The organism is Psychrobacter sp. NG254, assembly GCF_015277735.1.
GTDB lineage: Bacteria > Pseudomonadota > Gammaproteobacteria > Pseudomonadales > Moraxellaceae > Psychrobacter.
Map to the genome: position 1 here is coordinate 485,561 of NZ_JADHDA010000002.1, position 13,318 is coordinate 498,878.

Below are 13,318 nucleotides of genomic sequence, written 5' to 3' on the forward strand. Positions count from 1 at the left end.
ATTACGCATTGATGGCGGTAATACTGTCATGAACATGCTGTACAAATTGACTGGCGGTCAGCGGTAGTGGCTGCTCGGTATCGAGCTGATAGCAGGTCAGATAGCCGTGATCCACCGCTGCTGAATAATCCGTACAGGCAACTTGTGAGCTAAGTGGTTCAGGCATACCCGTCAGCCAGTAGTGACCGACAAACACTGGCTTGTCCGTTTTGAGAGCAAAATCGATATTATTAGCCAGCGCATCAGGCGGTATTTGCGCCAGTGCAGAGGTTGGTGCGCGCGCTACCTCACGTAGCGTTCGCTCATTGAGCTCATCGAGCCACCAACGTACTCGTACACGTGTACGCTTAGTGCCTTCTTTGTCTACCATGACGATGCCATCAGGGAGCGGTGTTTCGACCCCTTTTAGCACTCGCTCTAACGCGTCAAACCCTGCCGTGTCTTCTTTAGCTGTTGCGATTAGTCCTGCTGGTGTCAGGCAATTATCATCAGTTAGTAATGGCTTTAACGCCGACATACTGTCAGTATCCCAACAAGCATGAACAAAGCAAGCATAGTCGGTTTCAATCCATAATGGCAGCTCATATAGGCGTTGTAACCAGTATTGATGCGCTGTTGAACCAAATGGAATCTCTGCCAAAAACGCCTCATGCTGGCGTCTATGCACCTCATTATGTGAGCGCAAATACTGTGTGGCCGTATCAATATCAGGATTAGGATCTGGAGTAGCATAAGCCAATGCATTGTATTCATGGTTACCCATCACCGCATTCGCCACATCGGCATCGAGCATCGCAAAGACAATCTCGAGCGTGCCCAACTGCTGCGCGCCACGGTCAATCAAGTCACCAATAAACAAAGCACGATGTCCAGCTGGCGGGACAAAGTATTGACCGTTATGCTCATAGCCTAACTGCTTTAACAGGCCTACCAGCTTATCTGCATAGCCGTGGATATCACCGATAATGTCTATAATCATAACAAATTATTCAATCTCAAATATAAGGGTAATGTGGATAAAATATAAAGCTCATAAAGGGCTATTATAACTTTATTCAAACGTCAGGAAGTCTAAAACCCAGGGGAGAGGAGCGCATTGATAAAGTGCGGCAATACTTTTGGCTCTAAGACAATCGTTGCGATAACACCGAATCCACCGCCCCACAGATGTGCCATATGATTGACGTTTGAGCCACCTCGTCTGTCAGCATAGATACTATAAAACACATAGGCGACGGCAAACAATATCGCAGGGATAGGTAAAACCGCAAATAAATAGATTTTTTCCCATGGTGCTAACAAAATAAAAGCAAACAGTACTGCTGATACACCGCCCGATGCGCCAAGGCTTAAGTAACTGGCATTGTTTTTATTTTTCAGATAACTTGGAATCATGGCAACAATAATCGCCAACACATAAAAAACTACAAAACCATAGCCAAACAGGAATGACTGATATAGTCCTTCGATAGCGCGACCAAAGAAGTACAACGTGAACATATTAAAAAGCAGGTGCATACTATCTGCATGAATAAAGCCATGCGTCACAAACCGATCCCACTGGCCGTTGTTTACCGCTGGTGGGTAAAAAATCAATCGATTGAATAGTGTCTTGTTTTGCCAAGCCAACAAGCTGACAATAACCGTGATGATAATAATAAGGGTCGTATGGTTTAACAAAGGAAAATCCTTAGGCCATGCCTGATATGTGACAGTGTTACAAATGACAATGTTCAAAGCCTAAGCGTTAGGGCGGAATGAAAACTAACATATGACCGATAATTGATAGATTGCTACTATGGCTATATAACTTGTAGTAAAAGGCTCGTGGCCGTTAACTGGTTACTACTAATAAGCAGTGGCTGTATTACTAAGCAGTACAGATCATACTGAATACAGCGTATAAGTTTTTAATTAAAGTAATATTAACAGCAGTTATGATGGTACAAATAGTTATTGTGTGACAACACGATGCATTTTTATGCTTTTTTAGGGAATAATGTAGCAGTGTATCATGTACAGTAAGTGAAACTTATTTAGCGACGTTTATGCTGACATAAATGACGATACTATCGCAAGATAGGGCAACCATCTATCTGTTAGCAAAAATGAATGATTAACTTTTATGGATTTAAAAAGCCAAAAGAGGCCGTGATCTATGAGTATTATTGACCAGTTAGAAAAAATCGTTACGCCAGCAGTATTGGGTGCGCGCAGCGATCTAGACAGTGTGGCATATATCAGTTTACTGGAGCAGTTTTATGCCATCTTAGCGGCACGTTTGGCAGTATCGCAGGTTTACTCGCAATTACTCCGTACTGATCAAGTAGTGGTCAATGACAATATCACTGAAGCCCCTCTGTTTGAGCAGCTGTGGCAAGATCACAGCCAGCAACAAACCATTATAAAAGAGCTTTCGGCCACCCATCATATCGATGAGTCTATGACCACACAGCTATTGATAAATGCCGCACCCTTGGCTTATCGAGAGCTAAAATCCTTAGCCAATGGTCAGTTTTTACCAGCGTTTCTACAAAAAGAGCAGGCAGCACTGCGTCCCTATTTGCCCATATGGTCTGCGGCTATTATCACTGCGACACAGAATACTGAACAGGGTGTTGAGCATCCATCACCGCAAAGTATTGGCGAAGATAATGACCAAGAGCCAGTCACTGCGGTCTCATTAGATAAACCTGATCATTTGATAGTTAGCTCTATCTCTAGTGTCAATCTAGATAAAAGTACAGCGGCTACGTATGTAGAGCAAACAGGTAATAGCCAAGATAGTGTAAACAGCAACATTCAAGGCAACGATGTGCCAAAACCTAACGCCTCAGATGTGGATAGGTTAGATGCTATCCATGCCAGCCCTGCCGCGCATCACTTGGCAGAAAATGGCAGCCTAAAACGTGAGCAGGTTCGCACTCGAAATCAAAGAAACGACTTGCTGATACGTGTGTTTTTATTGGTTGTCGCCGTTGCTGCACTAGCGCTAGCAGCATGGGTGTTGTTAATCAAACCCAATAGTGAGATACCTGCTACGCCCGTGGCTGTTGTACCTGCCGTGCCACCGCCCATACCAGAACCGCCTGTGCAGACCACGCCTATTGAGCTTATCATCGGTGTTGATAATACTGGCAACCTATATACCTGCAGTGGGACAGTGGGTGACGCAGCATTACAAAGCACGATACAACAGGCGGTCAATACAAGCTTTGGGGAGCAGGCAAGTATTTGTGAGTTGGCGATACAGCAGGGTAGATCCACCAGTATCACCAATATGCCGACAGATATCATCCCTAACGTCCTAACCATGCTTAGATCGACACCATTTGCACGTCTTCAACTGCAAAACGATCGACTCATACTAGATGCGCCAGATAGCATAATGTTGCAGCAATTGGTAGAAAATGTACGTAGTCTAGTACCAGCCATGGCGATCGATAGCAATCCACCCTTGCCACTTTCTAATAGTGTTAGCAATGGCGATATGACAAATGGTGTGGCAGGTATGAATGGGCCAAATAATCAGTTTGAGAATGGCGCTAACGCTAATAATCAATATAACAATGACGGCCTAAATAATGCAAATGGGGATTACCAAGCCGCAGATGATGACACTAGTGATCGTGTGATACCTGCTCCTTTGCCCAATAACAATAACGGCTTTAGCAACACTCCCAATAATATGCCAGCGAACGTGCCGAGTAACGTTCCTAACAACCTACCTTCAAATAATAGAACGACCAGACCGCCAGGTCCATTCTCACAATCAGAAGTGGATGAGATGGCAAGTACTATCATTATGGCTGAACCTGCACAAGTGAGGCAGTGATGGTCAATCAATGTCACCGCATGTTAGTAGCTGAATTAACGTGCTTTTGTTAAGAGTAATTTAAGTTTGTAAGCCGCTCTGTACTCAACCATCAGGAGTCAGAGTGTTCCTCACTTCACGATTACGTGTAATGACGGAAATATTACTTAATGTAGCATTTGTACAACAACGCATCGACTGTGACGGTTCTATTAATGCTCTTATAATATCTATCATTAAGTAAGGCTATAGACTAGAACAGCATGAAATAAGCGTTATTAGTCTATTCTTATTACTATTTTAAAATGAGAACATACCCAAATAAAAATTAAGGGGAGAATTATATGATGGATATTATCAGTCATCTGACACGCACGGTCAGTCCAGCAGTGTTAGAGGAGGGCAGTAGCCCAGCGAAAAAGAATCTACTTGAGCAGTTTTATGCCATTTTTGCGACGCGACTCGCAGATGCCAGTACTTATGATCGTTTTGCTCACGAAACCATTGCCCGTGATGACAATGCTTTTTATGATCGGGTTTGGGAAGAAGGGGGGCAGCGTGACCAGATTTCTCGTGAGCTGGCAAGTCAGCACGATGTAGATGTGACGGACTCACGTGGCCTGATTGCCATGGCAGCGCCGCTTGCCTTTCACGAAATCAAGAGTTTAGCTGGCGCCACACCTGTACCGCAGTTTTTGCATGACAATCTGGGTAGTTATCAGCATCATGTGCCTGCATGGGCAGCGGCAGTTTTGCCAGCCAGCGCACTAGCCGCTACGTCGGCAGGCGTGCCTCTTTCTGATACTGTGAGCACAGCCCCCCTACAACGTACAGAAGAGCCGCAAGGTAGCTTTATGAAAGCACTGCTACCGATTATTGGCTTGATTATATTGGGTGCATTGGCTTGGGCGTTGTTGCGAGGCTGTCAAGAAAATCCTGAACCTGTAGCCACACCAGCGGCGGCCGTAGCGCAGCAAGTGGCACAAGGTAATGAGTCAGGTGCAGCGATAGCGGATATTCAGCCAGCATCGTTGCGTATTGCTACAGGTGAAAATAGACAGTTGTATGCCTGCAATCTAAGCGTCGGTGATGAGACCTTACAGACCAATGTGATGAATGTTTTGACCAGTGTGTTTGGTGATGAAGCCAATAAATGCCGTGCGGATGTTGATGATAGCTTTGCAACAGACATGCCCGCGGCGGCCCAACTAGCAACGATATTGCCTATTATCAAAAACATTCCAAATGCGAGTATGATTATTAAAGGCGATACAATCACGGTCAATGCCCCTGATCAAGCCGCACTTGATAAGCTGATAGCTGACTTACAAGCGGCTGCTCCTGCGATGATGGTACAAGCAGAAGGCCCGCTAGATTTGCAAGGTGAGATCGATGATAGCTTGGCTGCTGCAGATGTTGCCATGAATAATCTGGGTGAAAATCCAGATCCACGTGATGTGGCTCGTGCGCTGAGTCTCCAAGTTATCAACTTTAAAGTGGATGAGGCAGTGATTCCAGATGTAAACAAAGCATTTTTAGATCGTGCGACAAAAATTATCACCGAAGTTCCTGACATGGAGCTTATGATTATCGGCCACACAGACAGTCAAGCGTCTGATGCTTATAACCTGAAGCTATCGCAAGAGCGTGCTGATTCAGTCAAAGCCTATTTGGTTTCTAAAGGTATTGATGCAAGCAAATTGGTGACCAAAGGCATGGGCGAGTCAGAACCTGTGGCAGATAACTCAACAGAACAGGGCCGCTTTCGTAACCGCCGTATTGAGTTTATGGTCAATGACGAGGTTGTCGGCGCAAACGATGGTATGACTATCAACAGTGACTCACTTGACCCTGACTTGAACCCATTAGATAGCAATAATGATGACTTGTTACCAGATGGTGATGATGCGACGTCAGCCAATTGATCCATAGCCCCCTCTTTCAGAGCCTATTGACTACACACTGACTCTAATAGTGTTCAATAATAAAAAACCGCACCTTATTAAGGTGCGGTTTTTTATTAAGTGGACTGGATGAGGATATGTCATCAGTTAATACATCAAAATATTAACCCATTATTTATAAGCAGTGGGATCTTTTGGTTCATGATGCTTTGCCGTAATCGTAGTCTCAGATGGATCGTCAAAAAAAGTCTGCGTGATGTTCTGCTTCGCTTGTTGCCAGTAGTCAAACTGCTGACAAGTAGACTCAAGGTCACCATGCCATTTTGGTATCTTGCCACACATGGTTTTGATGCGCTTTTGATTGGGGTACGGCAAATCTTGAGCAGCAGCGGCCGCTTCATGAGCAGCAATGCGATCATTACATACCAGCGCAATATCGCAGCCCGCTCCAATGGCTGCTTTGACACGCGCACTGACATCACCAGCCGCTTTTGCCCCTGCCATGGACAAATCATCGGAGAATAAGACACCTTTAAATTGCAGCTGATCGCGAATGATGTCTTTTAGCCAAATTTTAGAGAATCCTGCTGGCTTATCATCCACTTGCGAAAAAATCACATGTGCTGGCATCAGTGCGTCAAGCCACGGCAGTGTCTGTGCAAAGGGCTGCATATCGCTATTGATAATCTCATCCAAACTACGCGTATCGATGGCTTCTGACACATGAGAATCAGGCGCGATAGCACCATGACCGGGGAAGTGCTTGCCCGTAGTTGCCATGCCAGCCGCTTTCATACCGCGCATAAACTGTGTGGCCAATGCGGTAATGGCTGGCAGTTCATGATGAAAGCTACGGTCACCAATTACTTGGCTGATACCGTCTCTGTCTAGCACTGGCGCAAAGCTCAAATCGATCCCAACCGCCATTACTTCAGCGGCCATCAGATAGCCACAATCATAAGCACAGTTGAGTGCTCGGCTCGGGTCTGTATTGAACAACTCACCCAATTGGCCCATCGCAGGCAACTCTGTAAATCCTTGGCGCAGTCTGGCGACTCGTCCGCCTTCTTGATCGACACCAATGAGGATATCGGGGTTGTGATAGCGTATATCATCACACAGAGCTCGCACCTGAGCGGCATCGGTCACATTACGACCAAACAGTATGACCCCGCCAACCTGTGCTTGCTTGATCAAACTGATATCTTCAGCCGTCAGTGCAGTACTATCAATATCTATCATTAAGACGCCGTACATCGCGTAATCCTTATTATGTTATACAGTGTTATATGGCGAACGAAGGGTATTGAAAAACTGTTCGCCATTATCAAAAAATTGCCTTTATAGAGATATGCTGGTTATGACAGCTATTATGACAGCTATTATGAGCCGAGCATAATAAGGTAGATTATGACGTTAAAATAAATATAGTCCGTTCGACATGAGATTGATACGTTAACACCTATGTGCCTTTATTATAAATGCCTAGTGCCTAATATTTGTCAGCGTGATGGGTGTTGAAGCGCGTTTATGCTAGCGGCCGTGTGAGTGGAGCCATCTCGATTTTAAAATGGATGAACGATATCAAATTTACGTCCAGAACACCTATGTCTCTTATGTAATAAAAGTAATAGAAAGTTTGGTATGTGCAGGCGTAGCGTGTAATATTGCTTATACAGTTTGAGACAGTTCGACGTTTATGAGCGTGCTAGTATTGATTGATTTTTGACTATATATCAGCATCTAATAATAGTAATTGAACGCTCAGAGATCATGAAATAAAGCATTGTGACCGCTAAGCATGAATAAGAGTAGACAGCACTTTTGGACAATCGTGAACGTAGCCATTCGTAATCTAAATAAAACCAATAATACAATCCATTTTAATTAACTAGGTATATATGATGAAAAAACAACCGGCACAGTGGTTACTCAGCGCAGCATCCGTGGGCATCGCTGGTATTATCCTGACCCAAAGTTATGGTACAGCGGTAGCAGAAACCAATACTGGGGAATTTATACAGACGCCAGAACAAAAAGTTACCACGCGCCAAGTTGCCGCTTTGTTGGATCGTAGTCATTATCTCAATCAGTCACTGGACAGCAAAACTGGCAGTGAAATACTCTCCATGTATATCGACAGTCTGGACCCAAACCATACGTTGTTTTTGCAGTCAGATGTGGACGAGCTTAAGAGAAAATACGCCGATGACTTTGGTGCTCGCCTCAAGCAAGGTGATTTGTCTGCAGGGGTAGAGGTATTTAACCGTTATCGCAAACGCTCAAATGAGTATTTTGCGATGGCAACCAAAATGCTCAAAACAGATATTAAGTTGACTGGCGATGAGACCATCATCCTTGATCGGGAAAAGCTCAATCATTTTAAAACCAAGAAAGAGCAACGTGACTATTGGGCGCGTCAGCTAAAGTTCCAACTGATCAGTATCACACTGGGTCAAGAAGACGAAAAAGCCAAAGAAAAAGTTTTTTTAAGCAATCCAGATATCACGCGTGGGCAGGATTTGGTCCGCAATGATGAGCGTACGCCAAGTGAGATTTTGCAAAATCGTTTGTCACGCCAGCAAGAGCAGTTTAAGCGTCTAAAAGATGACGAAGTCATGGAAACCGTCCTAAACACGGCCATGCTGACTTACGATCCGCACAGTAACTACTATGCACCGATTCAAGCGACAGAACTGCAGATTCAATCTAGCCTACAACTAGAAGGCATCGGTGTCTCTATTCGTCCTGATCGTAAAAACCCAGACTATACTCGTATTGTGACCTTGGTAGATGGCGGCCCAGCGGCCAAATCTGGTCAAATCAAACCGAATGATTTGATTGTGGGTATCGCCAAAGACGGCGAGACTATGACCGATGTGGTGGGTTGGTCTACGCGTGAGATTGTCAGCTTGATTCGTGGTAAACGCGGTACTTCAGTGACACTCAAATTGCGTCAGCCAAATACACCAGACGCCAGTGCCCGCACGGTCACCGTAGTGCGTGACATTATTCAACAAGAAGAATCAGGGGTGACCCAGCGCGTCGTAGAAGTACAACGCCCCAATATCGATAAAACACCGAAGCGTATCGGCGTATTAGAGATACCTAGCTTTTATTTGAACTACCGTGCCCGCCGCAATGGTGAAGACTACCGTAGTGTCAGTATCGATACCGAAAAAGCCCTAAAAGAATTGAACAAAAAGAACATTGATGGCTTGGTGGTGGATCTACGCAATAACCCAGGTGGCTCGTTAGATGAGGTTGCCAAGATGCTGGGCTTCTTTATTAAGAGTGGTCCATTGGTACAGATTCGTGACAATCGAGGTAATATCCAAGTCTATCGCGACAATGATGGTGGTGAGCAGCTCTATAATGGCAAGGTGACTGTCATCACAAACTTGGCCTCTGCCTCAGCCAGTGAAATCTTTGCCGCTGCTATCCAAGATTATGGTAGAGGGCTGGTCGTTGGTAGCACCACAACAGGCAAAGGCTCTGCCCAAATCCAGCTCGATAGTCTGGCACTAGGTTCGGCCACGTTGACTCAGCGCAAGTTTTATCGTATCACTGGTGGTAGTACGCAAAATAAAGGCGTTGTCCCAGATGTCGAGCTGGTCAATATCTACGATGATGCCACCTTTGGTGAGCGCGCTCAGAAAAATGCGTTACCTTGGGACACTATTAAAACCTCGCCTTATAAGCCTGAAGGCAAGTTCACCAGTGACACCTTGGCGACACTCAATCAGCAATCTAAAATCCGTCAGGAAAAGAGCCCGCAGTTTACGTACTTATCAACGCTCAATGACATACGTAATATGGACGATGAGAAAAAACCAGTTCCCTTAGATATCAATAGTCGCCGTGCTAAGATGCAGCTGATTGAAAAGCGCTCATTGGAAGCTGAGAACAAACGCCTGATAGCGACTGGAGAGCGCCCATACTCTAATTGGAACACTTATCAAGCTGCGATGGATGCTAAGTTTGAAGAGCGCAGTCGTATGAAAGAGTCTGAGCGTCCAGAGTTACCAGAAGACGAAGCATTCATTACTGAAGCCGCTTATATCATGCTGAGCGCTGACCCTCTAAGACCAGTCAGTCCTGAAGAAAAGCTGGCACAAAGCGGATCATAAGAGTACTTTTCAATAGGGCGCTTTGTAATCCATGTAAGCATATGCTTACATGGATTGACGTTAACACCTCTTACCAATAATGCGTCAATCTGCGATTATAACTGTACGGCACGATTGAACGAAACGGTTCATTGATACTAGGGATTGGTATCGTACGGGTCGCACTAGGGATAAGTGGTTTGCTGATTAAGGATAATAAGGCTGGATGCCTGTCTGTTATGAGATGCCCCGGGATTAGGTATCACGTAACGCTAACATGGATGGTTAGTAATAAAAGCCGCATGATGCTTGTCGTTATGCGGCTTTGTTACGTCTGGGTATTAGGATATGCCCTTGTAATATCCTAATTATGGACTGTGACAGCATGGCTCTCATCACATGAATGACCAACTGCTAATGACCAACAGCTAATGATAGTTAGTCGAATCCTTAATGGTTAACTGATGATTAGCTACTTGTTCCCTATACTCATATTCAAGCCTATCTATAATCATCCATACAGAAAAGATATCCGCTATTAAAGCGCATAAAAAAGGCTCAGTAGATATCTCTACTGAGCCTTCGACCAAATAACGGAATCAATAGTCATCCATTACCCAATCATTTCACTATACTCTAAAAAGAGATTAGTGCTCAACGCCACCTGCACCATGTACATGGCCGTGGTTTAATTCGTCTTCAGTTGCTGCACGTACTTCTTGGATTTCAACGTCAAAAGTCAAACGCTTACCAGCCAACGGATGGTTTGCATCAACAGTGACTTCTTGATCGTTTACATCAGTAACGGTTACCAACATTACTTGGCCACCGGCTTCTGACTGAAACTGCATACCAGGCTGGATGTCTTCAACGCCTTGGAAGTTATCACGTGGTACATGCTGTACTGCTTGCTCTTGGTATTCGCCGTAGCCATCAGCAGGCTCAACAACGGCATTCACTCTTTCGCCAGCAGATTTGCCTTCTAGTTGTGATTCTAGACCTGGGATGATGTTGCTGTGACCATGTAGGTACGCTAGTGGCTGACCTTCTGGTGACTGGTCAAGTACATTGCCTTCGTCATCTTTTAGCGTGTAATTGAATTTGACGGCAGTGTCTTTTGCGATAGTAGTCATAAAATATCCTAAATATATCGATGTAAAAAATTAAATGTGGTTGCAATAAACCTAAAAAAGCCAATCAGCAAGCCAAATAGCCATATCATTAGTCAATTATCATCAGTTTATTAAAGTAACTGTAGCAGTTAGCATCTTTAATTGAGATGGCTCACATAACTTTCAAGGCAAAAAACATAAAAAAATCTAATTAATGCGACAATTTACAATAATAGCTGCTATTTTCTATAGTCAGTTGATAGCTACTGGCTATTTAGGGTTCATAAGTTGCGTTTCTAAGAAACCACTTTTACCATAACGATAAAAATAAGGATGAGAAAGACGATGACTTCATTTGATAAAACGACCGATCATCAGTCAACGAGCGATGTCTCAATCAGCCACGATGACGCACGCATTAATACGATGAGCCATATCTATTACCAATTCAATTTTGCCCGCTTTGTTGAGCATTTGGTTGATGTGTCACTGAGTTTTATGGCGACCACTGATGCGCCGCAGCTTTGGTTGCCAGCGTGGATACCGGGCAGTTATTTGATGCGTGAGTTTGCTCGAAATATCACAGCGGTCCATTATCGAATCACAGATGAAAACAAACAGTCTGACATTTATCGCGCGCAAAAATTGGATAAGCATACGTGGCAGCTGCCTGCGGTCAGTGCAGGGAAAACGGTGGTCGTGGAATACGAAGTCTACTGTTATGATCTGTCGGTGCGTACCGCCTATGTAGATCAGCAGCGTCTATATGGCAACTTTACCTCATTGGCATTGGCCATCGATGGACAAGAGCACTCACCAGTAGGGGTTGGCTTGATTGTACCAGACGCATTTATGGCAGATAAAGAGGCCAATAATATATTGCTAGCTTGCGGCTTAGCGTCTACTCACATGCATTTTGATAATGAGCTAGCGAACGAACAGCAAACGGGAAGCCAGCACAGTTATGAGTTACAAGCAGCCAGCTATCATGAGCTGATCGATTATCCTTTTGAAATCGCAGAGCAGCAAAAATTTGATTTTATTATTAAGAATAATGAGCATCAAACGCTGCAACACCACTTTTATCTGTCAGGCAAGCACAGCGCTAATATGGGCAGGCTACAGCAAGATGTGACTAAAATTTGTCAGACTTACCTGAACTGGTTGGGTGATGCCCCATTCCATAACTATACTTTTATGACGTTTGCCAGCGGTCAGGATTATGGTGGCCTTGAGCATATCAACTCGACCAGTCTGATTACGCCGCGCCGCGACTTACCAAATGCTGATGAACCAAAAATACCGAGTACAGACTATCAGCGATTTTTGGGTCTATGTAGTCATGAATACTTTCACTCATGGTGGGTCAAAACGGTCCGCCCAGATGTCATGATCGATGTTGATTTGCGCCGTGAGGCATTTACACCGTTGCTGTGGGTGTTTGAAGGCTTTACCTCTTATATCGATGATTTTATGCTGCAAGCGTCGGGCGTGATTGATAAGCCAAGCTATCTAAAACTGTTGGCTGAGCAAATCAATCGCTATTATCAAACACCGGGGCGTGCGTATCAAAGCGTTGCAGAGTCCAGCTTTGATGCTTGGATTAAGTTGTACCGTACCGATGAAAATACCGGTAATGCAGGTATCAGCTATTACAATAAAGGCGCGCTCGTAGCCCTTTGTCTGGATTTGATTTTGCTCAAAAATACCAGTGGTCGCTATCGTTTATTTGATGTGGTCAAAGCTTTTTATGATAAGGCCAAGCAAAATGACAGCAAGCGCATAGGTATCAACAGCACTGATATGGGCGCCGTGATTGGGCAGTTTATGCCAGTGGCAGAGTGGGAGGATTTTGAACGCCGTTATGTCAATGGCGTCGAAGAGCTACCTATTGAAGCATTGCTGCTCGCAAATGGTATCAAAATACAGGCAAATACTAAAGAGAGTGCTAGCAAGCATGTGCCATGGGGAATGCGCTGTAATGATACACCTGCTGGACTCAAAATCAACCGGGTGATGCGTGATAGTGTGGCTGCTAGAGCGGGTATTTCAGCACATGACGTCATTATTGCGATTGATGGTATCAAGGCAGATACCAAACAGTTAGCGGCACTGAGTCATACAAAACGAGCGGTTGATTGTCATTTGTTTCGCCGTGATGAGCTACTGCGCGTGCAGGTACAGCCGAGCATACTCACCGAGGAAAAACGCCAAGACCATATGGGGCGAGAGCACAGTCATGATGACTCATCTCCTTATAAAGTCAGTCTACGCTTGGCAAAAGCCGACAAAGGGTTAGAGGGTCAGGAAGATGGTCTGCAAGGACAGGCAGGGTGGGAGACGTGGCTCAATGTGATGACGCGTCCACTATCATAAACG

8 protein-coding genes are annotated in these 13,318 nt (G+C 44.8%); 4 read left to right on the forward strand and 4 right to left on the reverse strand.

What is annotated here, in order from left to right:
* Nucleotide 1: 1 nt before the first annotated feature.
* Nucleotides 2-979, reverse strand: a complete 978-nt coding sequence (locus IP510_RS04710) for a metallophosphoesterase (RefSeq protein WP_194363611.1) — start codon at nucleotides 977-979, stop codon at nucleotides 2-4.
* 92 nt (nucleotides 980-1,071) lie between these two features.
* Complete coding sequence (locus IP510_RS04715) at nucleotides 1,072-1,680, reverse strand: rhomboid family intramembrane serine protease (protein WP_194363612.1); 609 nt, start codon at nucleotides 1,678-1,680, stop codon at nucleotides 1,072-1,074.
* Nucleotides 1,681-2,158: 478 nt separating this feature from the next.
* On the opposite strand from IP510_RS04715, the gene IP510_RS04720 reads away from it, so the two are divergent.
* Nucleotides 2,159-3,835 carry a hypothetical protein gene (locus IP510_RS04720; RefSeq protein WP_194363613.1) on the forward strand — a complete coding sequence of 559 codons (1,677 nt, stop codon included), beginning with the start codon at nucleotides 2,159-2,161 and terminating at the stop codon, nucleotides 3,833-3,835.
* A 323-nt stretch (nucleotides 3,836-4,158) separates the two neighbouring features.
* A complete protein-coding gene (locus tag IP510_RS04725; RefSeq protein WP_227669476.1) occupies nucleotides 4,159-5,739 on the forward strand; it encodes an OmpA family protein in 1,581 nt (526 codons plus the stop codon).
* Nucleotides 5,740-5,889: 150 nt separating this feature from the next.
* Here IP510_RS04725 and nagZ read toward each other — a convergent pair whose 3' ends face one another.
* Nucleotides 5,890-6,975: a beta-N-acetylhexosaminidase gene (gene nagZ, locus IP510_RS04730; RefSeq protein WP_194363614.1), complete on the reverse strand. Its 1,086-nt coding sequence runs from the start codon at nucleotides 6,973-6,975 to the stop codon at nucleotides 5,890-5,892.
* Between the two features lie 647 nt (nucleotides 6,976-7,622).
* Between nagZ and IP510_RS04735 the strand changes: the two genes are divergently transcribed.
* Complete coding sequence (locus IP510_RS04735; protein WP_194363615.1) at nucleotides 7,623-9,848, forward strand: carboxy terminal-processing peptidase; 2,226 nt, start codon at nucleotides 7,623-7,625, stop codon at nucleotides 9,846-9,848.
* A gap of 626 nt (nucleotides 9,849-10,474) precedes the next feature.
* Here the strand turns inward: IP510_RS04735 and IP510_RS04740 are convergent.
* Nucleotides 10,475-10,960, reverse strand: coding sequence for an FKBP-type peptidyl-prolyl cis-trans isomerase (locus tag IP510_RS04740; protein WP_194363616.1), 486 nt, complete (start codon nucleotides 10,958-10,960; stop codon nucleotides 10,475-10,477).
* A gap of 324 nt (nucleotides 10,961-11,284) precedes the next feature.
* Here IP510_RS04740 and IP510_RS04745 point away from each other — a divergent pair, with 324 nt between their 5' ends.
* The gene (locus IP510_RS04745; protein WP_194363617.1) at nucleotides 11,285-13,315 is read left to right on the forward strand and encodes a M61 family metallopeptidase; all 2,031 of its coding nucleotides are present in this window, start codon (nucleotides 11,285-11,287) and stop codon (nucleotides 13,313-13,315) included.
* The last annotated feature ends 3 nt before the right edge of the window (nucleotides 13,316-13,318 follow it).

Bases quoted from the DNA above. Each gene is read 5' to 3' on its own strand.
- IP510_RS04720 (WP_194363613.1), top strand. From the start codon at position 2,159: ATGAGTATTATTGACCAGTTAGAAAAAATCGTTACGCCAGCAGTATTG.
- IP510_RS04710 (WP_194363611.1), bottom strand. From the start codon at position 979: ATGATTATAGACATTATCGGTGATATCCACGGCTATGCAGATAAGCTG.
- IP510_RS04740 (WP_194363616.1), bottom strand. From the start codon at position 10,960: ATGACTACTATCGCAAAAGACACTGCCGTCAAATTCAATTACACGCTA.
- IP510_RS04745 (WP_194363617.1), top strand. From the start codon at position 11,285: ATGACTTCATTTGATAAAACGACCGATCATCAGTCAACGAGCGATGTC.
- IP510_RS04735 (WP_194363615.1), top strand. From the start codon at position 7,623: ATGAAAAAACAACCGGCACAGTGGTTACTCAGCGCAGCATCCGTGGGC.
- nagZ (WP_194363614.1), bottom strand. From the start codon at position 6,975: ATGTACGGCGTCTTAATGATAGATATTGATAGTACTGCACTGACGGCT.
- IP510_RS04725 (WP_227669476.1), top strand. From the start codon at position 4,159: ATGATGGATATTATCAGTCATCTGACACGCACGGTCAGTCCAGCAGTG.